The organism is Anoxybacillus suryakundensis (assembly GCF_001418025.1).
In the GTDB taxonomy this organism is placed as follows: domain Bacteria; phylum Bacillota; class Bacilli; order Bacillales; family Anoxybacillaceae; genus Anoxybacillus; species Anoxybacillus tengchongensis.
In genome coordinates this window covers 12,910-33,097 of the sequence record NZ_LIOK01000010.1, presented here as the reverse complement: position 1 = coordinate 33,097, position 20,188 = coordinate 12,910, and the positions used below count along the sequence as shown (strand labels likewise).

The 20,188-nt window shown below is 40.9% G+C and carries 29 protein-coding genes; 19 read left to right on the top strand and 10 right to left on the bottom strand.

Annotated features, from left to right (window positions below; translation table 11 throughout):
- Window positions 1-55 precede the first annotated feature (55 nt).
- Window positions 56-970, top strand: a complete 915-nt coding sequence (lipA, locus tag ASC42_RS08845; protein WP_342413233.1) for a lipoyl synthase — start codon at window positions 56-58, stop codon at window positions 968-970.
- A gap of 50 nt (window positions 971-1,020) precedes the next feature.
- On the opposite strand, the gene ASC42_RS08840 is transcribed toward lipA, so the two are convergent.
- Window positions 1,021-1,653 (bottom strand): YhcN/YlaJ family sporulation lipoprotein, encoded by a 633-nt coding sequence (locus ASC42_RS08840; RefSeq protein WP_055441448.1) that lies wholly within the window; start codon window positions 1,651-1,653, stop codon window positions 1,021-1,023.
- A gap of 111 nt (window positions 1,654-1,764) precedes the next feature.
- Here ASC42_RS08840 and ASC42_RS08835 point away from each other — a divergent pair, with 111 nt between their 5' ends.
- Window positions 1,765-2,040: a YutD family protein gene (locus ASC42_RS08835; protein WP_032101121.1), complete on the top strand. Its 276-nt coding sequence runs from the start codon at window positions 1,765-1,767 to the stop codon at window positions 2,038-2,040.
- A gap of 23 nt (window positions 2,041-2,063) precedes the next feature.
- On the opposite strand, the gene ASC42_RS08830 is transcribed toward ASC42_RS08835, so the two are convergent.
- Window positions 2,064-2,336: a hypothetical protein gene (locus ASC42_RS08830; RefSeq protein WP_032101368.1), complete on the bottom strand. Its 273-nt coding sequence runs from the start codon at window positions 2,334-2,336 to the stop codon at window positions 2,064-2,066.
- Between the two features lie 39 nt (window positions 2,337-2,375).
- Window positions 2,376-2,642 carry a DUF3055 domain-containing protein gene (locus tag ASC42_RS08825; protein WP_055441447.1) on the bottom strand — a complete coding sequence of 89 codons (267 nt, stop codon included), beginning with the start codon at window positions 2,640-2,642 and terminating at the stop codon, window positions 2,376-2,378.
- A 115-nt stretch (window positions 2,643-2,757) separates the two neighbouring features.
- Here ASC42_RS08825 and ASC42_RS08820 point away from each other — a divergent pair, with 115 nt between their 5' ends.
- From ASC42_RS08820 to ASC42_RS08810, 3 genes are all read left to right on the top strand, one after another.
- Window positions 2,758-3,198, top strand: coding sequence for a DUF86 domain-containing protein (locus ASC42_RS08820; RefSeq protein WP_055441446.1), 441 nt, complete (start codon window positions 2,758-2,760; stop codon window positions 3,196-3,198).
- A 47-nt stretch (window positions 3,199-3,245) separates the two neighbouring features.
- Complete coding sequence (locus tag ASC42_RS08815; RefSeq protein WP_055441445.1) at window positions 3,246-3,881, top strand: helix-turn-helix transcriptional regulator; 636 nt, start codon at window positions 3,246-3,248, stop codon at window positions 3,879-3,881.
- A 92-nt stretch (window positions 3,882-3,973) separates the two neighbouring features.
- Window positions 3,974-4,744 (top strand): TIGR01457 family HAD-type hydrolase, encoded by a 771-nt coding sequence (locus ASC42_RS08810; RefSeq protein ID WP_055441444.1) that lies wholly within the window; start codon window positions 3,974-3,976, stop codon window positions 4,742-4,744.
- 29 nt (window positions 4,745-4,773) lie between these two features.
- On the opposite strand, the gene ASC42_RS08805 is transcribed toward ASC42_RS08810, so the two are convergent.
- Complete coding sequence (locus ASC42_RS08805; protein WP_055441443.1) at window positions 4,774-5,271, bottom strand: phosphatidylglycerophosphatase A family protein; 498 nt, start codon at window positions 5,269-5,271, stop codon at window positions 4,774-4,776.
- Between the two features lie 134 nt (window positions 5,272-5,405).
- Between ASC42_RS08805 and yutH the strand changes: the two genes are divergently transcribed.
- From yutH to thrB, 5 genes are all read left to right on the top strand, one after another.
- Window positions 5,406-6,344, top strand: coding sequence for a spore coat putative kinase YutH (gene yutH, locus ASC42_RS08800; protein WP_055441442.1), 939 nt, complete (start codon window positions 5,406-5,408; stop codon window positions 6,342-6,344).
- Window positions 6,345-6,391: 47 nt separating this feature from the next.
- Entirely contained in the window at window positions 6,392-7,363 is a 972-nt protein-coding gene (locus ASC42_RS08795) for a 2-hydroxyacid dehydrogenase (protein WP_055441441.1), read from the top strand.
- A gap of 154 nt (window positions 7,364-7,517) precedes the next feature.
- Window positions 7,518-8,819 carry a homoserine dehydrogenase gene (locus ASC42_RS08790; protein WP_055441440.1) on the top strand — a complete coding sequence of 434 codons (1,302 nt, stop codon included), beginning with the start codon at window positions 7,518-7,520 and terminating at the stop codon, window positions 8,817-8,819.
- A complete protein-coding gene (gene thrC, locus ASC42_RS08785; protein WP_055441439.1) occupies window positions 8,819-9,877 on the top strand; it encodes a threonine synthase in 1,059 nt (352 codons plus the stop codon). Before ASC42_RS08790 ends, thrC begins: the two co-directional genes overlap by 1 nt.
- Complete coding sequence (gene thrB / locus ASC42_RS08780; protein WP_055441438.1) at window positions 9,874-10,788, top strand: homoserine kinase; 915 nt, start codon at window positions 9,874-9,876, stop codon at window positions 10,786-10,788. Before thrC ends, thrB begins: the two co-directional genes overlap by 4 nt.
- Window positions 10,789-10,826: 38 nt before the next feature.
- Here thrB and ASC42_RS08775 read toward each other — a convergent pair whose 3' ends face one another.
- Window positions 10,827-11,063, bottom strand: a complete 237-nt coding sequence (locus ASC42_RS08775) for a NifU family protein (RefSeq protein ID WP_003398276.1) — start codon at window positions 11,061-11,063, stop codon at window positions 10,827-10,829.
- Window positions 11,064-11,157: 94 nt separating this feature from the next.
- Here ASC42_RS08775 and ASC42_RS08770 point away from each other — a divergent pair, with 94 nt between their 5' ends.
- Window positions 11,158-11,463 (top strand): YuzD family protein, encoded by a 306-nt coding sequence (locus tag ASC42_RS08770; RefSeq protein WP_055441437.1) that lies wholly within the window; start codon window positions 11,158-11,160, stop codon window positions 11,461-11,463.
- Window positions 11,464-11,500: 37 nt separating this feature from the next.
- On the opposite strand, the gene ASC42_RS08765 is transcribed toward ASC42_RS08770, so the two are convergent.
- Entirely contained in the window at window positions 11,501-12,568 is a 1,068-nt protein-coding gene (locus ASC42_RS08765) for an NAD(P)/FAD-dependent oxidoreductase (RefSeq protein ID WP_055441436.1), read from the bottom strand.
- Window positions 12,569-12,734: 166 nt separating this feature from the next.
- On the opposite strand from ASC42_RS08765, the gene ASC42_RS08760 reads away from it, so the two are divergent.
- Window positions 12,735-12,974: a YuzB family protein gene (locus ASC42_RS08760; protein WP_032101108.1), complete on the top strand. Its 240-nt coding sequence runs from the start codon at window positions 12,735-12,737 to the stop codon at window positions 12,972-12,974.
- A gap of 4 nt (window positions 12,975-12,978) precedes the next feature.
- Here the strand turns inward: ASC42_RS08760 and ASC42_RS08755 are convergent, their stop codons facing one another.
- Complete coding sequence (locus ASC42_RS08755) at window positions 12,979-13,662, bottom strand: DUF2225 domain-containing protein (RefSeq protein WP_055441435.1); 684 nt, start codon at window positions 13,660-13,662, stop codon at window positions 12,979-12,981.
- 145 nt (window positions 13,663-13,807) lie between these two features.
- Here ASC42_RS08755 and dapF point away from each other — a divergent pair, with 145 nt between their 5' ends.
- Both dapF and ASC42_RS08745 read left to right on the top strand, forming a co-directional pair.
- The gene (gene dapF, locus ASC42_RS08750) at window positions 13,808-14,662 is read left to right on the top strand and encodes a diaminopimelate epimerase (protein ID WP_055441434.1); all 855 of its coding nucleotides are present in this window, start codon (window positions 13,808-13,810) and stop codon (window positions 14,660-14,662) included.
- A 16-nt stretch (window positions 14,663-14,678) separates the two neighbouring features.
- On the top strand, window positions 14,679-15,041 hold the full coding sequence (locus tag ASC42_RS08745; protein WP_032101105.1) for a HesB/IscA family protein: 363 nt from the start codon (window positions 14,679-14,681) through the stop codon (window positions 15,039-15,041).
- 27 nt (window positions 15,042-15,068) lie between these two features.
- Here the strand turns inward: ASC42_RS08745 and ASC42_RS08740 are convergent, their stop codons facing one another.
- Entirely contained in the window at window positions 15,069-16,064 is a 996-nt protein-coding gene (locus ASC42_RS08740) for an NAD(P)/FAD-dependent oxidoreductase (RefSeq protein WP_055441433.1), read from the bottom strand.
- 293 nt (window positions 16,065-16,357) lie between these two features.
- Here ASC42_RS08740 and ASC42_RS08735 point away from each other — a divergent pair, with 293 nt between their 5' ends.
- From ASC42_RS08735 to ASC42_RS08725, 4 genes are all read left to right on the top strand, one after another.
- Window positions 16,358-17,584: an NAD(P)/FAD-dependent oxidoreductase gene (locus tag ASC42_RS08735; RefSeq protein WP_055441432.1), complete on the top strand. Its 1,227-nt coding sequence runs from the start codon at window positions 16,358-16,360 to the stop codon at window positions 17,582-17,584.
- Between the two features lie 93 nt (window positions 17,585-17,677).
- Window positions 17,678-17,806, top strand: coding sequence for a YuiA family protein (locus ASC42_RS14060; protein ID WP_167338106.1), 129 nt, complete (start codon window positions 17,678-17,680; stop codon window positions 17,804-17,806).
- A 57-nt stretch (window positions 17,807-17,863) separates the two neighbouring features.
- A complete protein-coding gene (locus ASC42_RS08730; RefSeq protein ID WP_032101102.1) occupies window positions 17,864-18,187 on the top strand; it encodes a YuiB family protein in 324 nt (107 codons plus the stop codon).
- Between the two features lie 97 nt (window positions 18,188-18,284).
- Window positions 18,285-18,986, top strand: a complete 702-nt coding sequence (locus tag ASC42_RS08725) for a 3D domain-containing protein (protein ID WP_032101101.1) — start codon at window positions 18,285-18,287, stop codon at window positions 18,984-18,986.
- Window positions 18,987-19,003: 17 nt separating this feature from the next.
- Here ASC42_RS08725 and ASC42_RS08720 read toward each other — a convergent pair whose 3' ends face one another.
- A complete protein-coding gene (locus ASC42_RS08720; protein WP_055441431.1) occupies window positions 19,004-19,588 on the bottom strand; it encodes a biotin transporter BioY in 585 nt (194 codons plus the stop codon).
- Window positions 19,589-19,698: 110 nt separating this feature from the next.
- On the opposite strand from ASC42_RS08720, the gene ASC42_RS14055 reads away from it, so the two are divergent.
- On the top strand, window positions 19,699-19,848 hold the full coding sequence (locus ASC42_RS14055) for a hypothetical protein (protein ID WP_167338105.1): 150 nt from the start codon (window positions 19,699-19,701) through the stop codon (window positions 19,846-19,848).
- Here the strand turns inward: ASC42_RS14055 and ASC42_RS08715 are convergent.
- Entirely contained in the window at window positions 19,836-20,132 is a 297-nt protein-coding gene (locus tag ASC42_RS08715; protein WP_032101099.1) for a YuzC family spore coat inner layer protein, read from the bottom strand. The two genes, ASC42_RS14055 and ASC42_RS08715, sit on opposite strands and share 13 nt — an antisense overlap.
- Window positions 20,133-20,188 lie beyond the last annotated feature (56 nt).

Below are 20,188 nucleotides of genomic sequence, written 5' to 3'. Positions count from 1 at the left end.
ATGTTGGAAAAACAAACTGTTTTGTATTATAAGTCAATAACTCGTATAATGGGTAATGTACATTAACGAGTGGAGCGTGAAAAAGATGTCAACAAAAGAACAACACCTTCGCAAACCGGAATGGTTAAAAATAAAGTTAAATACGAATGAACACTATACAGGCTTAAAAAAAATGATGCGCGAAAAACAATTGCATACCGTATGCGAAGAAGCGCGTTGTCCAAACATTCATGAATGTTGGGCGGTTCGCCGAACGGCGACGTTTATGATTTTAGGCGATGTATGTACGCGCGCTTGCCGTTTTTGCGCTGTGAAAACAGGTTTGCCAACGGAATTAGATTGGCAAGAGCCGGAACGTGTCGCTGAATCGGTTCGTTTAATGAATTTAAAACATGTCGTTGTGACAGCTGTAGCGCGCGATGATTTAAAAGATGGTGGGGCTGCGGTATTTGCCGAAACGGTACGCGCCATTCGACGTAAAAATCCGTTAACGACGATTGAAGTATTGCCGTCTGATATGGGCGGAGTATATGAAAACTTAAAAGCGTTAATGGACGCTCGTCCGGATATTTTAAATCATAATATCGAAACCGTTCGTCGTCTCACTCCGCGCGTTCGTGCACGTGCCACATATGAACGTTCACTCGAATTTTTGCGTCGTGCAAAAGAAATGCAACCGGATATTCCAACAAAATCAAGCTTAATGGTCGGTCTTGGTGAAACGAAGGAAGAAATTTTAGAGACAATGGACGATTTACGTGCAGTCGGAGTGAATATTTTAACAATTGGACAATATTTACAGCCGACAAAAAAGCATTTAAAAGTAGAAAAATATTACCATCCACATGAGTTTATGGAATTAAAAGAAATTGCGTTAGCGAAAGGATTTAGTCATTGTGAATCTGGTCCGCTCGTTCGTTCTTCTTATCATGCAGATGAACAAGTACAATCGGCAAAAGCGAATGAGTAAATAAATGAAAAAGGATGCCCCCTTTCATGTAGGCGGGACATCCTTTTTATTTATTGCATCATATTCATTTCTTCTCGTTGTACACCATTTTCGTTTTCACCGCTACTTATTTTTCTCCCTTGTGGCGATTTCAGCATGTCGTTAATGGTTTGTTGTAAAATTTGATCAACATTTTGACTATTTGCGTCTAAACGGCCGAACCGCTCAATGTCTTGGAACATGCGTGGGTTGTCCGAAACGTACACGTGATAATAGCGCGGTACGACGGAGATAGCCGTTTTCTTTACTTGATCGGCCGTTTCAAAGCGATTTGTGCTGTCCGTTTTGTAAACAACAAAGACGGTATCATCTGTGACGAGTGTTCCAACGTCATAAACGTTCGGAAGTTGTGTACATAACTTACTGATTAAATCAGCAACATTTTCACGATTTAACACAGGAATGTTTGCATATTGTGTCGTGTCTCCTGGAATCGGACTTTTCTGATGACGAACGTAACCGAAGTTTGTTAAACGCGAATCCATCCCATTTCGCACACCATGTTCGTTATATAAATCGTTTCGTGAACGAACATTAATGGTTGTTCCGCTTTTTTCATACAAAGATGTCGATTCGTTCATTTGAGCACAGCCAGAGAATAAAGAGATAACGCTGATTCCTGTTATAAGCCACGTATTCCGCAAATGAACTCCCCCCTTCTTTTTTATTATTCGTTTTATGGAAAGGATCATAATGGTGATTGCTTGGGAGAAAGACATGTTTTATGATAGAAATGGAAAGAAGAGGTGAGAACGATGATTTGCGTTCATAATATATGTTATGAGCTTGTTGAAAATGTGCGCAATGGGTTCAATGAAGAAGCGTTTCGTGCCCGCTACACAGACATTTTAAATAAATATGACTACATTGTTGGCGATTGGGGATATAACCAACTTCGTTTGCGTGGGTTTTTTGATGATCACAATCAAAAAGCGACATATGATACGAAAATTAGTACATTATCGGAATATTTATTTGAATATTGCAATTTTGGTTGTGCATACTTTGTGTTGCGTAAAGTGAAAAAATAGGTCAGACGAGCTGACCTATTTTTTCATGAATATGGCTGTTGTCCATTTTTATTTGGGTCATCGTGAACGGGATGTGCACCTGGATCTTGACGCGGAATGTCTTGATGTAGTGATTTGTATTCATAATTAAATGCGCTGTAATATCGCTGTCCTTTCTGCCATGGCGTACTTTTGTTTTGTACTGGTTCATGTTCACCACGTGGCGCACCATATGGACCTTCAGGCAATGTTTCTGGAACGAGAAAATTTCTCCTTGCTTCTACCGTTGAGAAATCATGATATGTTTCATCGGTCATGTCACGCTCTTCCTTTCGTTTTTTTACATAGCGTGCCACTTAACCGACAATTTCATGTAAGAAGCTTCGCAACTCATTTGCATCTTCTTCGTTTAAGTTGTATACGTGCTCAATATATCCAGATTCTTGCAAGTCATCTGGGCCGATAATTGCATATCGGTTACTTTGTAAATCAAGCACAAGCACTTTTCCATAAAAACGGTTCGTTTGGACGATCGCTAAATCAAATCGCTCATTTTTACCAACGAAGCTGACAAAACGTGTTTTTGTGTCGACTGTATCATCGTATAAGAAAAAACGTTCCATGTTCAATCCCTCCATAACATATGTAGTTGCTTCTTCATCTTAACAAATTTCTGTTAGCTGTGTAAAAGAAAGCGCTATGCTACAATAAAATAAAAAGCAGAAAGGAAGAGGAATGATGTATTTTGTTGATCGTCAAAAAATTGAGAAGACATTGCAATATATGGAGGAAGTCGTTTCTTATATACAACCATCGTTTCATACACCGGTCGAGAAATTGGCGCTTGAACGTATAGGGCATGTTATTATTGAATCGATTATTGATGTTGGCAACGCAATGATTGACGGTTTTATTATGCGCGACCCGGGAAGTTATGAGGACATTATTGACATTTTAGTTGATGAACGTGTCTTGTCAGTTGAAGATGGAGAAGCATTAAAACGAGTCATTCATTTTCGTAAAAAGCTCGTTCAGCAATACATCGCGGTGCCGCATGACGAATTGCTTGAAGTATTGCAGAAACATAAACAAGTACTCGAGTCATTTCCACTTGCTGTTCGCACGTATTTACACAATGAACTCGGGCCTGTGTCCGCCTTTTTAAATGAAAATGTTTAAAAATTGTGTGTATAGGGAAAATCGTATAAAATGGAAGAGGGTGAAACATGATGCGAAAAAAAACCTCTTCCACAAAAGAGCAAATTTTAAAAATGTTAAAATTACAAAAACGGTTAACAGTTGGTGAAATGGCGGAACAATTACAAATTACAGAAATGGCTGTTCGCCGTCATTTAAGTGCTTTAGAGCGCGAAGAACTGATTGAATCGACGCTTGTTCGTCAGCCGATGGGGAGACCGACAAACGTGTATCAACTGAGCGTAAAAGGACATCAACGGTTTCCGCGCCATTATCAACAAACAATGCTTGATTTTTTAGCTGATTTAGAACAAATGGGCGGAAAACAAATCGTAGCAGAGTTGTTCCAAAATCGGCAAGAGCGGATGAGAAAACTATACGAACAACAATTTGGAGATAAATCGTTTGATGAAAAAATAAAAGAACTTGTGGCAGTACAAAATGAGCATGGATATATGTCCGAGTTGTTACAATACGACGATGGTTCATTCGAGTTAGTGGAACATAACTGTCCGATTGCAGAGGTCGCACAAGCGTATCCGATTGCTTGCGAGTGCGAGCGCAATTTGTTTGAAACGCTCATTCACGAGGCGGAGATTGTGCCAAAGACGTGTTTAGCTGATGGAGATGATGCGTGTCGTTACCATATTAAGCGAAAAAAATGAACAATCGTTGACATTCGCTACTCTCTTTTTGACAAGTATAGTTGTTTTGCGTTAAAGTGTGAACGTGCAAGTTGTCAAAAGGAGTGGCAAAAGTGAAAACATATAAAGGGTATTTAATTGATTTAGACGGTACGATGTATCGCGGGACAGAACGAATTGAAGAGGCATGTGCTTTTGTGCATCGTCTTTATGAAAAAGGTATTCCATACTTATTTGTAACAAATAACTCTTCCCGCACGCCAGAACAAGTGGCTGAAAAGCTTCGGAAATTTGGCATCCCTGCAACGAAAGAACAAGTATTTACAACAAGTCAAGCAACAGCAAATTATATTTATGAAAAAAAACCAAATGCTTCTGTTTATGTCATCGGAGAAGACGGCATCCGTCGAGCGCTTGAAGAAAAAGGGTTTACATTTGCGAATGAAGACGCAGAAGTTGTTGTGATGGGTATTGACCGTAGCATTAACTATGAAAAATTAGCGATTGCTTGCTTAGCTGTCCGCAATGGAGCGATGTTTGTTTCGACAAATGGAGACATTGCGATTCCGACGGAGCGTGGACTTTTGCCTGGAAACGGTTCGCTTACATCGGTCGTCGCTGTATCGACACAGACGAAGCCGATTTTTATTGGAAAACCAGAAAAAATCATTATGGAACAAGCGCTGGAAGTGCTCGGTGTGCCGAAAGAAGAAACGTTAATGATCGGGGATAACTACGATACGGATATTATGGCGGGAATGAATGCGGGGATCGATACACTTCTCGTTCATACAGGCGTGACGACGAAAGAAATGTTACCAACGTATGACCGACAACCAACGTATGTCGTTGATTCGTTGAAAGAATGGATCGACCGCATATAAAAAGGTGCCGATTGAGGCACCTTTTCTACTTATTCCACGTGGGCGGCGCGATGTGCTAAACGGCTTGAAGCGGCAGCGGCAATCGCCCCAACGATATCATCTAAAAATGTATGACAGTAACCAGAAGATTTATCATTTAATTGTTTTAAAATACCTGGTTTTTGTTTGTCAATATAACCGTAATTCGTAAAACCAATGGAACCATACACATTGACGATCGAAAGCGCTAAAATTTCATCTACCCCATATAATCCTTCATCTTTTGCGATAAATGATTGAAGTGGCTCCTGTAGTAATCCTTTCTCTGCCAACATATCGAGCTGGATGCCTGTAAATAATGCATTTTGCACTTCGCGTTTTGCAATAACTCGATTCACGTTATAAATACACTCGTCCATTTGTAAGTTCGGATGGTATTTCGATTGTAAATAATAAACGAGTTCAGCGATATGTTCGATTGTTACTCCGCGATCTGCGAGCCACTGTCGTGCGATTTGCTCCATTTTTCCTATTTTTTTTTCCTCCATTCAACTTCACCTATTTCATTTTTTATTTTTTACAATGTATGTGTGTTTTTTATGAAACGTGCGTTCATTTCCTCTCTCATATGAAGTTTATACGTATTTTTTAAACATATACATGAAAGAAAGGAGGGATGTGCATGGATTATTATTTTCGTATCGATCATATGGAAACAAAAAATGATCGTTTTCTTGTTCGAAGTGGAAATGACATATATATTGCGGTGCCGACGAATGAGAAAGAAAGCGACATACAGCAGTTATACTACATGGCGATGTATATGCGAACACAAGGTGACGACACGATCGCCACGTTGCTACCAACGAAAACGGGGCGGTTTGTTGGTGTACTGCAAGGGAAACAAGTGAGTGTATGGAAAATTGAAAATCGGATGCAAACGGGTGATATTGCACACCAGCTCGCATTATTTCACCAGCGTGGACGCACATATCCGTATGCGGTTTCATCGCGTAGTCGATTTGGGCAATGGGGAGAACTATGGGGGCAACGGATTGATCAATTAGAACAATTTTGGCAATTGCAAGTGAGATCTTATGAAAAGAGTAAAATAGACGAACAGTTTATTGAAACGTTTCCGTATTATATAGGATTGGTTGAAAATGCGATTCAGTATGTTATGGATACGCAGTTAGATGAAGTTCCGTTGCGTAGTGATCTGCCGACGATTTGTCATGAGCAATTTGCTCCTGAAACATGGGCAATGGGGAAAATACCGACGGATTGGGTGTTTGATCATGCAAGTCGCGATGTTTCCGAATGGATACGAAAGCAATGGCTTATGAAACAATCAGACGAAACGATTGTCCTTTTTTTACGAACGTACGAACAGGTGCAACCGCTTAGCCAGTTTTTTTGGCGAATGATTTATGCTCGTTTGCTCTTTCCGCTTCATTATTTTCAAGCGATTGAAAAATATTACGGAGCTGAAGGAGACATCAGACAAGGATATGAGCAGCAATTACGCAAAGTGTTTGAAGAGATCGATATATATGAACAAAAGCTTCGCCATTTTCATGACATGACTACTGTTTCCATTCCTCGTCTTGATTGGCTATAAATATGTTACAATGAAGCGGAGGACGATGTGCGAAAGGGGTCAAAAATATGGGGAGACCATATGTATTTATTACAAGAAAACTACCGGACGATATTGTTGCTCCGTTATACGACAAATATGATGTAAACATGTGGCCGCATGAGCATCTTGCCGTACCGCGCGATGTGTTGTTCAAAGAAGCAAAGCAAGCGGAGGCGCTTATCACGATGTTATCTGATCACATAGATGATGAGTTGTTGAGACAAAGCCCAAAACTTCGCATTGTTGCGAACGTAGCGGTTGGGTATGACAATATTGATATTGAGGCGGCGGCAAAACGAGGTGTCATCGTTTGTAACACCCCTGATGTGTTGACAGAAACAACGGCGGATTTAACATTTGCTTTGTTATTAGCCACAGCAAGAAGAATTATTGAAGCAGCAGAGTTTGTCAAAGAGGGGAAATGGAAGAGCTGGGGTCCGCTTTTACTTGCAGGGACAGATGTTCACCATAAAACAATTGGGATTGTCGGAATGGGTAAAATTGGTCAAGCGGTGGCACATCGGGCGAAAGGATTTCATATGCGCGTGTTATATTATAATCGCTCAAGAAATATGGAAGCTGAACGAACGCTCGGTGCGACGTATTGTTCGTTTGATGAATTGCTAGAACAAGCAGACTTTGTCGTCTGTTTAGCTCCGTTAACGAACGAAACGTATCAATTGTTTAACAGTAGGGCATTTATGAAAATGAAATCATCAGCGATCTTTATTAATGTCGGACGTGGAGCGGTTGTGGATGAAAAAGCGTTGTATGATGCATTAATCGATGGACAAATTGCTGGTGCAGGGTTAGATGTGTTTGTGGAAGAACCTATTCATTCGGATCATCCGCTCTTACAATTGCCAAACGTTGTTGCGTTACCACACATCGGAAGCGCAACGAAAGAGACGCGATATGCGATGATGCAGTTATGCTGTCGAAACGTCATCGCTGTCTTAGAAGGGAGGAAACCTTATACAGCCGTACAGAGCCAATAGGCTCTTTTTTGTTTTTTTTTAGAAAATTTTTAAACATAAAACGTTTTCATGTGGTACGATAATGAAAATAAGGATTGTAAAAGAAATAGAGATCCTCTATAATGTCTACTATATAAAAACAAATGTTCATTACAGAAAAACAGAGGTGGGGAAGATGGTAAAAAGCGTATCCGTTGGATTGTTAGGATTAGGAACGGTTGGCAGTGGGGTAGTTAAAATTATTAAAAATCATCAAGATAAATTAATGCATCAAATTGGCTGTCCTGTTGAAATAAAAAAGGTTGCAGTTCGTGATCTTAGCAAAAAACGAGATGTCATTTTGCCAGAGGCAGTATTAACAACACATGTAGAAGAAGTGATTAATGACCCGGACATTGATGTTGTTATTGAAGTGATGGGGGGCATTGAAGAAACGCGACAACATATATTACAAGCATTAAAAAATGGAAAGCATGTCGTTACAGCGAATAAAGATTTAATGGCTTTATATGGAACAGAGTTGCTTTCGGTTGCATCTGAACACGGTTGCGACTTGTTTTATGAGGCGAGCGTAGCTGGAGGTATTCCGATTTTGCGCAGTCTCGTGGACGGATTAGCTTCCGATCGAATTACGAAAATGATGGGGATTGTGAACGGAACGACGAATTACATTTTAACAAAAATGAGCAAATTCAACCGACCATATGAAGAAGTATTGGCGGAGGCGCAAGCGCTTGGATATGCTGAGGCAGATCCGACATCAGATGTGGAAGGATTAGATGCGGCACGGAAAATGGCAATTTTAGCTCGGCTCGGCTTTTCGATGCATATCGATTTACAAGATGTGTATGTGAAAGGAATTACAGGGATTACAGAGGAAGACTTGAACTACAGTAAACGACTCGGTTATACGATGAAATTAATTGGTATTGCTCATCGAGATGGTGACAAAGTAGAAGTAAGTGTGCAACCAACATTGCTACCTGAAACGCATCCTCTTGCGTCTGTGAACGATGAATATAATGCGGTTTACGTTTACGGTGAAGCAGTCGGAGAGACGATGTTTTACGGTCCGGGGGCAGGAAGCTTGCCGACAGCAACGTCTGTTGTGTCCGATTTAGTTGCTGTTATGAAAAATATGCGCCTCGGTGTGAACGGAAGAAGTGCGGTCACTCCGCAATATGACAAGTGTTTAAAAGACGATAGCGAAATATACTCTAAATATTTCTTACGCATCCATGTGAAAGATCAAGTTGGGGCGTTTGCGAAAATTACATCGCTCTTTTCAGAACGGGGAGTGAGCTTCGAGAAAATTTTACAGCTTCCTCTAAAGCAAAAAGACTTAGCTGAAATTGTGCTCGTTACACATCAAGCCTCTTTAAAAGATTATCGCGATGTATTGCAACAGTTGCGTGATTTAGAAGTGGTTGAAGAAGTGAAAAGTTCGTATCGTGTAGAAGGGGAAGGTGCGCTGTAATGTGGAAAGGGTTATTACATCATTATCGTGACTATTTGCCGGTGACAGATCGGACGCCGATGTTATCGTTAAATGAAGGAAATACGCCGCTTATCCCGCTTATTCATTTATCTGAAAGGCTCGGTGTAGAATTATACGTCAAAACAGAAGGAACTAACCCGACAGGATCGTTTAAAGATCGCGGAATGGTGATGGCTGTAGCAAAGGCAAAGGAAGAAGGAAGCGATACGATTATTTGCGCTTCAACAGGTAACACGTCTGCTGCGGCCGCAGCATATGCTGCGAGGGCGAATATGCGTTGTATTATCGTTATTCCTGATGGGAAAATTGCGCTCGGGAAGTTGGCGCAAGCGGTCATGTATGGGGCAGAAATTGTTGCGATTCAAGGAAACTTCGATCACGCGTTAAAAATGGTGCGTCGTTTGAGTGAGATTGCCCCTGTCACGCTTGTCAATTCGGTCAATCCGTATCGGATTGAAGGGCAAAAAACAGCAGCGTTTGAAATTTGTGAACAACTAGGGCAAGCGCCTGATATTCTTGCGATTCCAGTAGGAAACGCAGGGAATATAACAGCATATTGGAAAGGGTTTAAGCAATTTCATGAAACGCATGGTACGAAATTACCGGAAATGCGCGGATTTGAAGCGGAAGGTGCGGCAGCGATTGTGCGTAATCAAGTGATCGAAGACCCTGAAACGATTGCGACAGCCATTCGAATTGGCAACCCAGCAAGTTGGGAATATGCTGTTCAAGCGGCGAATGAATCAGGTGGAAAAATCGATGAGGTGACAGACGAACAAATTTTAAATGCATATCGTTTACTTGCGCGTGAAGAAGGAATATTTGCAGAACCTGCTTCGTGCGCATCCATTGCGGGTGTGATGAAACAAGTAGAGAGCGGAGAAATTGCAAAAGGAAGCCGCGTTGTTGCTGTGCTTACAGGGAATGGGTTAAAAGATCCGAATGTAGCGATGGAAGCGATGAATATTCGGCCGATCGTCTTGCCAAATGATGAGGAAGCGGTGTTTGCGCACATTCAAGGAGCTGTTCTTCAATGAATGATGGAGAGATGTTAAAGATTGTCGTGCCGGGAAGCACAGCAAACCTCGGGCCTGGATTTGACTCGATCGGATTAGCTGTATCATTACATTTAACGTTAGAAGTCGTGCGTGCAGAATCGTGGGAATTTATACCGAAAACAAATGAAGTAAAAAGTATTCCAACGGGGGAAAACAATTTAATTTATCAGGTAGCAAGCAAATTAGCGAGCGAGTATGGTGTGACGTTGCCACCTTGCCGGGTATTTGTATCAAGCAATATTCCGTTTACTCGTGGGCTCGGTAGCAGTGCTGCAGCCATTGTGGCAGCGATTGAGTTAGCAAATGAGCTAGGCTGTCTTTGTTTGTCGCAAGAAGAAAAAATGAACGTAGCGACTGTGTATGAAGGTCATCCTGATAATGTTGGTGCCTCTTTGTATGGAGGGCTAGTGATCGGTAGTCATTTAAAAGAACGTACACATGTTGTGCACATTCCACGTATACCTGTTGATTTAATTGCTGTCATCCCAACGTATGAACTCGAAACGAAGAAGTCTCGCACCGTTCTTCCGAGTGCGTTTACGCGTGCGCAGGCAGTCGAGGCGAGCGCCATTAGTAATGTGCTCGTAGCCGCATTGCTTACGCACAATTGGTCGCTTGTTGGTGAAATGATGGATGCAGATGTATTCCATCAACCGTATCGGGAATGTCTCGTCCCCGAACTGCCACATGTGCGCACTATTGCGAAACGAAGTGGTGCATTTGGTGTTGCATTAAGTGGTGCGGGACCAACTGTACTTTGCTTTGCAGAACAGGGGAGAGGAAAAGAAGTATATGATGCGTTAGACGTGGTCTTTCCCCATAGTGACGTTCGGATGTTGTCAGTAGAGACGACAGGTAGCTGTGTATATCGGATGGCGTTAGAAAAATAAAAAGGGTGCCCAATCATTTTTGGGACACCCTTTTCTTATTAAAACACTTGTTCCACTTCAACAACGCCAGGAACTTCTTCAAGCAATGCGCGCTCAATGCCGGCTTTTAGTGTAATCGTTGAGCTTGGGCAGCTTCCGCATGCACCGAGAAGGCGAAGTTTAACAACGCCATCTTCCACATCGACTAACTCACAATCTCCGCCATCCCGAAGTAAAAATGGACGAAGTTTATCTAATACTTCTTGTACTTGTTGTTTAATATCTTGATCTGCCATTTTCATCGACTCCTTTCATTAATTTTATTATAATCATCATGATAAAAAAAATCTATTCACGTTACTTAACTTTTTTCCAGAGGAGAGAATGAATATGATCGAAATATGTGTGTATGGGGCGGATATCATTTGTCCTTCTTGTGTCGGTGCACCATCATCAAAAGATACGTATGAATGGATTCAAGCTGCAGTTTCACGAAAATATCCGAATCATGCGTTTCAGTTCGTTTATGTTGATATTTTTTCGCCACCGGAAGACGATGAAAAGCGTCAATTTGCGCAAAAAGTAATCGACGAAGATTTATTTTATCCGGTTGTTGTTATTGATGGAGAAATGGTTGATGAAGGGAATCCAAAATTAAAAAACATTTATGAAGCGATAGAAAAAAGGGCGGAGTAATTCGCCCTTATGGATTTGACTTAAACGGTGCGTCGAATTAATATCCATTATGGTACTTGTACATCCATAAAACGCCTGATTTAAGAAGGCGTGGGACACGCCCGGTTAGTGGACGATCGGCAACAAGACCGAATCCATGCTTTTTGCCTAATGACCCTAAAACACCCTTTAATTTAATTGGTTGAAATTCGCTCGGCGGTTCTTCACCTTTCCAACGTTTTTGCAATACTTGAGCGATTTGCTCAGCTTGACCTTCAGCGAGTTGGGCGCTCGGGGCATGCGGTAAGCTTGCACAATCCCCAACAACGTATACGTTTTCCATATTAGGTATATGATGTCTAGGTGTCAGGACAACACGTCCTTGGTTGTCTTTTTCTACATTGAGTTCGCGGACGACACGATTTGGTTGAATGCCAGCAGTCCACACAATCGCATCGCAATGAATGGCTTCATCGTGATTGTACAACGTATGTTCTTCCACTTTTGTAATGTTGGATTGGCGAATAAGCTCAACACCATGCGAATGAAACCATTGTTCTACGTAATGACTTAGTCGTTCAGGGAACATAGATAAAATACGTGTGCCGCGATCAAACAGTTTTACGTGTAAATCTGGACGGCTTTCAACTAATTCGCTCGCCAATTCTACACCGCTTAGCCCAGCTCCAACGACACCGACAATGCTATGTGGTGGAAGGTTGCTTAGCTTTTGATACGTTTCTCTTGCTTTATCAATAGTTTGAATGCTATAAGTAAAAATGTCTGCGCCAGGTACACCGTGATATTTATCCTCGCAGCCTAGTCCAATGACTAAGTCATCGTACGGAATACACGTTCCATCTTGAAGGTAAACAACTTCGTGATGGAGATCAATTTTTTTCACCTCACCAAAAACGTAAGACAGGCGAGGGTGCTCTGGGAACGGGACGCGAATGTGCTGGTCGCTTATCGTTCCAGCAGCCAAAGCATAATATTCTGTTTTTAAGCAATGATATGGAACGCGATCAATTAATGTAACATGAATGTGTTCTGGTAAATTTGGAAGGATGCGGAGTAAGATGCGCATATTTCCGTATCCGCCGCCAAGTAGCACGAGGTTTCTCATGGAAGCTTTCCCCTTTTGATAAAATTCGACCACTAAAAGTATAGCGAAATTGTGACAAAATAACAACATTTTTTCGTGAAGCATGAATAATTAAGGTGTTTTTTTGATGGGAATATTACATCATTTTTTGTGAAAGTGTTATAATAATAAAATTGAGGTGAATAGAGTGTTAAGGCCGATCGTTGAATTTTGTATAAGTAATTTAGCAAATGGTTCACAACGTGTGCTAGAGCAATTGGAGAAAGATCCGAATTTAGATATTATTGAATATGGGTGTTTAGGGTACTGTGGGAAATGCGCCAACACGTTGTTTGCGATGGTAAATGGGGATATTGTCACAGCAGAAGATGTGGAGCAACTTGTCGAACGAGTTTATGCATACATTGAAGAAAATCCAATGTTTTAGGGGGCTACTGTGCCCCCTTTTTTTCTTCGCGAATTTCTTGCCAACGGTCGTAAGCCATGTTGACGATCCCTTGCTCAATCGTCTCTTTTTTTCGAGCGATTACGCGTGAAAAGTAAATAATTGCTTGTTTTTCTTTTCCTAGTCTACGATATAACTCTCCGATTAAGTACAATAAGCGTACTTCGGACATATGCGTGTGAACAAAATCGTCTGCTTCATAAGAAGCGATGTATTGCTCGAGCGCTAATCGCATAAATCGTTGTTCTTCTTCATGTTGTTGTTTTGAACGATACAACCATGCGAGGCGCATATAAAGTCCAGCGAGTGCAATATGTTTTTCTTTTTTCAATGTGGCTGAATAAATACCGAGTTTGTATGTATCAATCGCCTCAGCAAATGTTCGAGCTCCACCGTAGTTTTTCCCACGCCAATTGGCGCGTACATGTTGTTCGATCGTCTCAAGCGTGCGAGGGGGGAAATATGTCGAAAATTCTTCTGTTGCTGCAAATCCACAATGAGGGCAAACGTGTACATAATATAAAAGCGGATTTGCTTCTTCGCTCGCGTAATGTGAACAAAAGTCAGTATCGTGCTGAATGGGACGAATGAAACGTGAACGAACTTTTTTCGTTGTATATGTTTGTTTACAAACGAGACACGTGACGTTACGATCATATAAAATATCCATGGTGTTCCCCGCCTTATATGATTGATAGTAACATTATACTATATGTTTGTTATGTTGCCTGTGACTTTTTATGTATTTGTAAAAAAGTTGTCACGTTTATTTCAACGATGTATAGTGTTATTAAACATGAATGCGGAGGGAAAATATGAGAAGTTTTTCATTTACGAAAATGCACGGTCTAGGGAATAGTTATATTTATGTCAATATGTTTACGGAATATATAGCAGAGGAGGAACTATCACATATTGCAAAACGTGTGTCAAATGTGCATACGGGGGTTGGTTCAGATGGGCTTATTTTAATTTGTCCGTCCGATGTGGCTCCGGTGAAAATGCGTATTTTTAATAGTGATGGATCAGAAGGAAAGAATTGTGGTAACGGGTTGAGATGTGTAGCGAAATATGTATATGAACACGGAATCGTTCAAGAGGAACGGTTTACAATTGAAACGTTATCCGGTCTTGTCGAAGCTCGTGTTTTTGTTGAAGATGGGAAGGTCAATAGTGTAGAAGTAAACATGGGAAAGCCTCGTTTATCTCGTGCTGAAATACCGATGATAGGAAAAGAAAATGATGTTGTCGTTAGCGAACCAATCGAATTTGAAGGATATACGTATTATATGACAGGTGTATCAATGGGGAATCCTCATGCGGTGTTTTATGTTGATCATATCGAGAAAGCACCAGTTACAACGCTCGGGCCAATCGTGGAAAAAGATGGGCGTTTTCCAGAAGGGATTAATGTAGAATTTGTGGAAGTGGTGAACGACCGTGAGCTTCATTTTCGCGTGTGGGAGCGAGGATCGGGTGTAACACAGGCGTGTGGAACAGGGGCGTGTGCAGCGGTTGTGGCCTCTGTGTTAAACGGAAAAACGAAGCGAAATGAAGAAACAGTTGTGCATTTAGCTGGTGGCGATTTATATATTACATGGGAGGAAAATGGAGATGTGTTGATGCGCGGTGCTGCAGAAACGATTTGTACAGGTGTATACTATTATTAAAAAGGAGAGGATTCGAATGGAACAAATCGTGTTGTTAACAGAAAAAGCAGTGGAGCAAGTGAAGCAGATGATGAAAGAAAGCGGGGAAGAAAACGCTTATTTCCGTGTTGGCGTCTATGGTGGAGGATGTAGCGGCTTATCTTATGCGATGGGATTCGATCATCATAAGCGTGAAGATGATCATGAGTTTGAAAAGGATGGTTTACGTATATTAGTCGATAAAGAGAGCGCGCTTGTACTAAAAGGAACGACGATTGATTATGAACAAGGAGCGATGGGTGGGGGATTTACGATTCATAATCCGAACGCTATTGCTTCATGTGGCTGCGGTTCATCGTTCCGTACAGCGACTCATGCTGGAACACCAGAAGAATGTTAAAAGGCCCCCTGTATGGAGGCCTTTTTCTTACTCAAACATTGATGTAGAATGAAGTGGTTGCACTTTTGCGTTTGGATCGATGTATGATTTCGCATTGTTGACTGCTGTTGGTGCTTCACCAAATCCGCAAGCAATTAATTTCACTTTTCCTTCGTATGTGCAAATATCGCCTGCAGCATATACTCCTGGAATATTTGTTTCCATTTTGGAATTTACTTTAATGGAGTTTTTCTCAATTTCAAGTCCCCATTCTTTAATCGGACCGAGTGAAGAAATGAAGCCATAGTTAACAATGACTGCGTCAACGTCGATCGTTTCGCGTGTTTTCGTTTTTACTTCTTCTAGAACGACTTGTTTAATCCCGTTTTCATCTCCGATCAATTCGACAGGAACGAACGGCGTTTTTACATCAACAGCTGAGTTCATTAAATTTTCGACACTATGCTCATGTGCGCGGAATTTATCGCGACGATGTACGATCGTCACTTTTTTAGCAATCGGTTCAAGCATAAGTGCCCAGTCAACTGCAGAGTCGCCACCACCGCATACGAGCACATTTTGACCCGCGAATTTATTTAAATCATCAACGAAGTAATGTAAGTTTTTACCTTCGTACTGTGCTGCGCTTTCGAGCTCTAACCGACGAGGCTGAAATGCACCGTTTCCAGCAGTAATGATAACCGCTTTTGAATAGTGAACTTCTTTATTTGTTGTTAGTTTGAATGTACCATCTTCTAGTTTTTCTAATTTTTCAACAGACTGTTCTAAGCAAACGGTTGGGTTAAATTTGCTCATTTGTTCTTTCAAGTTGTCAATCAATTGTTGTGCGCGAATTTTCGGGAAACCTGCTACGTCATATATGTATTTTTCAGGATAAAGTGCGGAAAGTTGTCCGCCAAGTTGTGGAAGACTTTCGATAATTTTGACGCTCGCTTGACGCATACCACCATAAAACGCTGTAAACAAGCCGACAGGTCCACCGCCGATAATGGTAATATCGTATAATTTTTGATCTTCTTTCACGTTCATTCCTCCTAAAACGTAAATTCTCACGTATTATCATACCATAAAAAATGGTTACACGCTGTTGTTGTTTTGAAAATTTCGACATGCGTTCGATAAAAATTATGGCCAAAAATTGAACAAATACCTCTTGAAAAAGAGAGAAAAAAAGAATAAGATGTTAACGTAGAAATGACAACTTTGTTACAAAACGTTGTATTTTTTTGGTCTATTTCGTGAATAAATTCACAAACTTTCTAAACGATAAAAATCGTTCAAAAAGCACAAGCTAAAAAAAATAAGAAAAGGTGGAAGTGATTCGCTTGAAAAAGCCAAATGTTGTTGTATTAGGTGCAGGTTATGGTGGATTAATGACTGTGACGCGTTTACAAAAAATGATTGGCGTCAACGAAGCAAGCATTACGCTTGTCAACAAACATGATTATCATTATGAATCAACATGGCTGCATGAAGCTGCTGCTGGAACGTTGCACCATGAGCGCGTTCGCTATGCGATTGCTGATGTTATTGATCAAAGTAAAGTCAAATTCATTCAAGATACGGTTGAAAAAATCAACCTCGAAGAAAAACAAGTGTTGCTCCAAAATCATGAGCCATTAACGTATGACTATTTAGTCGTTGCGCTTGGATTTGAGTCTGAAACGTTCGGAATTAAAGGGCTAAAAGAGTATGCTTTCTCGATTGCCAACGTCAATGCTGCTCGTCAAATTCGTGAGCATATTGAATATCAATTTGCAACATATGGCACAGAAGAAGAGAAGCGCGATGAGCGCTTGACGATTGTCGTTGGCGGCGCAGGATTTACAGGCATCGAGTTTTTAGGTGAACTTGTAAACCGCGTGCCAGAGCTTTGCCGTGAATACGATGTTGATCCAAATAAAGTTCGCATTATTTGTGTCGAAGCAGCGCCGACCGTTCTCCCTGGCTTTGACCCAGAACTTGTTGAATATGCGGCGAACGTTCTTGAGAAAAAAGGTGTTGAATTTAAAATCGGTACAGCGATTAAAGAGTGCACACCAGAAGGCATTATCGTTAGCAAAGATGACCAAGTTGAAGAAATTAAGGCCGGAACGGTTGTATGGGCAGCTGGAGTGCGCGGAAGCCGCGTTATTGATGAATCTGGCTTTGAAGCGATGCGCGGTCGCGTGAAAGTCGATCCGTTTTTGCGAGCACCGGGACATGAAGATGTATTCGTTGTCGGGGACTGTGCGTTAATGATTAACGAAGAAACAAACCGCCCATACCCTCCAACAGCCCAAATTGCTATGCAGCAAGGAGAAGTTTGTGCGAAAAACTTAGCTGTATTAATTCGTGGTCAAGGTGAACTACAACCGTTTAAACCAGACTTAAAAGGAACAGTATGTTCGCTCGGTCATGACGATGCGATTGGTGTCGTATTTGGCAAGAAAATTTGGGGTACAAAAGCGAGCGTCATGAAAAAAGTAATTGACAACCGTGCGCTTTACTTAATTGGTGGCCCAACACTTGTTGCGAAAAAAGGTAAATTCAAACTACTATAAAACGAGCGAAGGAATGTTTCGCTCGTTTTTTCTTTACAAATCATTTATCTTTATGTATAATTATCAGAAAATTAAGAAAAGGAGGAAAGTGTTATGAATAAAACAATGTGCCAATATTGTTCGGGGAACGGTTATGTTCATGTTGCAGTCGGTGGTTCGGAAACGTGTCACTATTGCGAGGGAACGGGGATAGAAAAAGATGAAGTGGTGATAAAGCAATAATTGACTCGTGTTTTCGCTTTCAGTACACTTAAAATGGTGTATTGGAGGTGAGAACGTATGGAGATGAGCATCCCAGTTTTATTCATTTCTATTTTATTGTTTTTCGTTTTATTTTTCGGCATTGGCTTTTTATTAAATATGATTTTGCGAACGACGTGGACGATGGCGATATTAAGCCCATTTGTTTTATTATTGTGGATCGATCAAATTTCTGTAATGGACTACGTGACAAATCCATCTGCTTCCTTTGCGCATGTGAAAGAGCGCATTGGATCGTTAGCGGGTGCGGATTTAATGATTTTAAGTAGCGGTATTGTTGGTGCCATTGTTTCAGGTGTTGTCATTCAGACGTTACGAAAAAAAGGATACCGGATGTTTTAAACCTTCACATTTGTGGAGGTTTTTTTATTTCCCTCACGGTTGATGTATATTTTTTTTGAATGTTGGAAAGAAATACAACCGTGGGAGGAGTGAATAAATGGGTATAAAATGGTTAAGACGAACGACCATGGTTGTATTGTTTTTGTGTGCATTCATGACGACATTTCAATCTATATCGGGCGTTGAAGCAAAGATGTTATCTGATTGGTTTTCACCTTCACGTTTTTCTTTTTTCTCGTTTAAATCGTTATTTTCATCAGATACGTATGAATATGTCACCGATCGCTTTCGAAAACATGAAAAGCAAGTGACACAGCTATCGTCAAGACAAACAACGAACGAATCGCTGACGTTAGAAGAAGCATTTGATTGGTCACAATATCCGTCTGTTACGGTTGTAGCGACGGGATATACAGCAGGAGTGGAGTCAACGGGAAAAACGCCCGATCACCCGAGTTATGGCATTACATATTCGGGTGTGCGTGTGAAACGTGATTTGTATTCGACGATTGCTGCAGATTTGAATGTTTTCCCCATTGGAACGATTTTATTTATCCCGGGATACGGATATGGTGTCGTTGCAGATACGGGTTCGGCAATTAAAGGCCATAAAATTGATTTGTATTACGAAACGGTAGATGATGTGTATAAGCATTGGGGAAAGAAAAAAGTAAACGTGTATGTTGTTAAACGTGGAGACGGAAAATTATCGGAGCAAGAGATGATGGCACTAAACGAAAATGAATCGATGCAAGTGTTTCGACAACAATATATAAAGAAAAAGGAAGTCGGGCTATAACCGAACTTCCTTTTTCTTTAGGCAACATATTTGTTATATGTTTGTTGATCGTTTAACGCTCGATAAATACGTGGTGCAATGACGCCGGCGACGATTGATAAAATGATGTCCTTTGGAAGCGGAACGAGCATCCAACTCCATGCCATTGTATACGAGAAACCTTCAGGTGCTTCAGCCCATAATTTAAATGCCATATACATCCAATTTGTGCCGAATATGTAGTTAATGACCATACCGATGATTGTTGCGATCACAAAACGCCCGATCGAACGATTTTTGCTTTTTTCAATAAGCAAGCCAGTTACGTATGCCGCGAGAATAAAAGAAAGAATAAATCCAAATGTTGGAGAGATCACTGTTGAAAATCCTCCGCTAAAACGTGCAAAAACAGGTGCGCCGAACAATCCAATTAGCATATAAACCGTCATAGCGATCGCGCCGCGTTTTGCTCCGAGAATGGCCCCAGCTAATACGCAAAAAAATGTTTGTAGCGTAATCGGAACGCCCCCGATGATGAGAAAAGGAGCCCATGATGTAATATTTGCTCCAATCGCCATTAATGCTGCAAACATAGCAATAAACGTTAAATCTTTCGCACGCATTTGTTAACCCCCTTTTTTTATTCGTTAACGAAATGGTATATGATAAAACAAAACATGTCAATACATAAGTAGGATGTACTTGTACAACATAACAATATGGAGGGATGAAAATGAGAGAAGAAGAACAACTGCTTCGCGCAAATCGATTAGGAGCAAAAGAAGATATCATTCATGTCAGCGAAACAGATGATGGGCATGATTTGCGCGATGCAGCGTATATTGGTGAAAAACAAATGGCGGCACCGAATTATCGCCAGTAAAGAAAAAAGGTGAGTTGGCAACAAGGCGACTCGCCTTTTTTTGGAGAAAGGGTAATATGAATTGTATTTGGATTAAAAGAAATTTTGATTTCTGATTCAATGCCAATCGATTGAAGTTGTTTCTGTACTTCTTCTTGTTTTGATTGTTGCGCTTTCTCCATCAATTGTTTTGCAAAGGTCGGATCTTTTTCAATTTTTGTAGAAATAGCAGTCGCGTCTTTAAAGAGCTTTTGTATCGCTTTTGCCGATTGTGTAAATTGCGTAATATCAACATTTGGATACATCTTTTTCCCTCCTTGCAAGCAGTATATGACAAAAAGAAAAAAACGCTCAAAGGCGA

Bases quoted from the DNA above. Each gene is read 5' to 3' on its own strand.
- ASC42_RS08770 (WP_055441437.1), top strand. From the start codon at position 11,158: ATGATCGAAATATGTGTGTATGGGGCGGATATCATTTGTCCTTCTTGT.
- ASC42_RS08745 (WP_032101105.1), top strand. From the start codon at position 14,679: ATGGAACAAATCGTGTTGTTAACAGAAAAAGCAGTGGAGCAAGTGAAG.
- lipA (WP_342413233.1), top strand. From the start codon at position 56: ATGTACATTAACGAGTGGAGCGTGAAAAAGATGTCAACAAAAGAACAA.
- ASC42_RS08830 (WP_032101368.1), bottom strand. From the start codon at position 2,336: ATGACCGATGAAACATATCATGATTTCTCAACGGTAGAAGCAAGGAGA.
- ASC42_RS08815 (WP_055441445.1), top strand. From the start codon at position 3,246: ATGATGCGAAAAAAAACCTCTTCCACAAAAGAGCAAATTTTAAAAATG.
- ASC42_RS08755 (WP_055441435.1), bottom strand. From the start codon at position 13,662: ATGGATATTTTATATGATCGTAACGTCACGTGTCTCGTTTGTAAACAA.
- ASC42_RS08765 (WP_055441436.1), bottom strand. From the start codon at position 12,568: ATGAGAAACCTCGTGCTACTTGGCGGCGGATACGGAAATATGCGCATC.
- ASC42_RS08790 (WP_055441440.1), top strand. From the start codon at position 7,518: ATGGTAAAAAGCGTATCCGTTGGATTGTTAGGATTAGGAACGGTTGGC.
- thrC (WP_055441439.1), top strand. From the start codon at position 8,819: ATGTGGAAAGGGTTATTACATCATTATCGTGACTATTTGCCGGTGACA.
- ASC42_RS08720 (WP_055441431.1), bottom strand. From the start codon at position 19,588: ATGCGTGCGAAAGATTTAACGTTTATTGCTATGTTTGCAGCATTAATG.
- thrB (WP_055441438.1), top strand. From the start codon at position 9,874: ATGAATGATGGAGAGATGTTAAAGATTGTCGTGCCGGGAAGCACAGCA.
- dapF (WP_055441434.1), top strand. From the start codon at position 13,808: ATGAGAAGTTTTTCATTTACGAAAATGCACGGTCTAGGGAATAGTTAT.
- ASC42_RS08805 (WP_055441443.1), bottom strand. From the start codon at position 5,271: ATGGAGGAAAAAAAAATAGGAAAAATGGAGCAAATCGCACGACAGTGG.
- ASC42_RS08730 (WP_032101102.1), top strand. From the start codon at position 17,864: ATGGAGATGAGCATCCCAGTTTTATTCATTTCTATTTTATTGTTTTTC.
- ASC42_RS14055 (WP_167338105.1), top strand. From the start codon at position 19,699: ATGAGAGAAGAAGAACAACTGCTTCGCGCAAATCGATTAGGAGCAAAA.
- ASC42_RS08775 (WP_003398276.1), bottom strand. From the start codon at position 11,063: ATGGCAGATCAAGATATTAAACAACAAGTACAAGAAGTATTAGATAAA.
- yutH (WP_055441442.1), top strand. From the start codon at position 5,406: ATGGATTATTATTTTCGTATCGATCATATGGAAACAAAAAATGATCGT.
- ASC42_RS08825 (WP_055441447.1), bottom strand. From the start codon at position 2,642: ATGGAACGTTTTTTCTTATACGATGATACAGTCGACACAAAAACACGT.
- ASC42_RS08835 (WP_032101121.1), top strand. From the start codon at position 1,765: ATGATTTGCGTTCATAATATATGTTATGAGCTTGTTGAAAATGTGCGC.
- ASC42_RS08795 (WP_055441441.1), top strand. From the start codon at position 6,392: ATGGGGAGACCATATGTATTTATTACAAGAAAACTACCGGACGATATT.
- ASC42_RS08715 (WP_032101099.1), bottom strand. From the start codon at position 20,132: ATGTATCCAAATGTTGATATTACGCAATTTACACAATCGGCAAAAGCG.
- ASC42_RS08820 (WP_055441446.1), top strand. From the start codon at position 2,758: ATGTATTTTGTTGATCGTCAAAAAATTGAGAAGACATTGCAATATATG.
- ASC42_RS14060 (WP_167338106.1), top strand. From the start codon at position 17,678: ATGAATAAAACAATGTGCCAATATTGTTCGGGGAACGGTTATGTTCAT.
- ASC42_RS08725 (WP_032101101.1), top strand. From the start codon at position 18,285: ATGGGTATAAAATGGTTAAGACGAACGACCATGGTTGTATTGTTTTTG.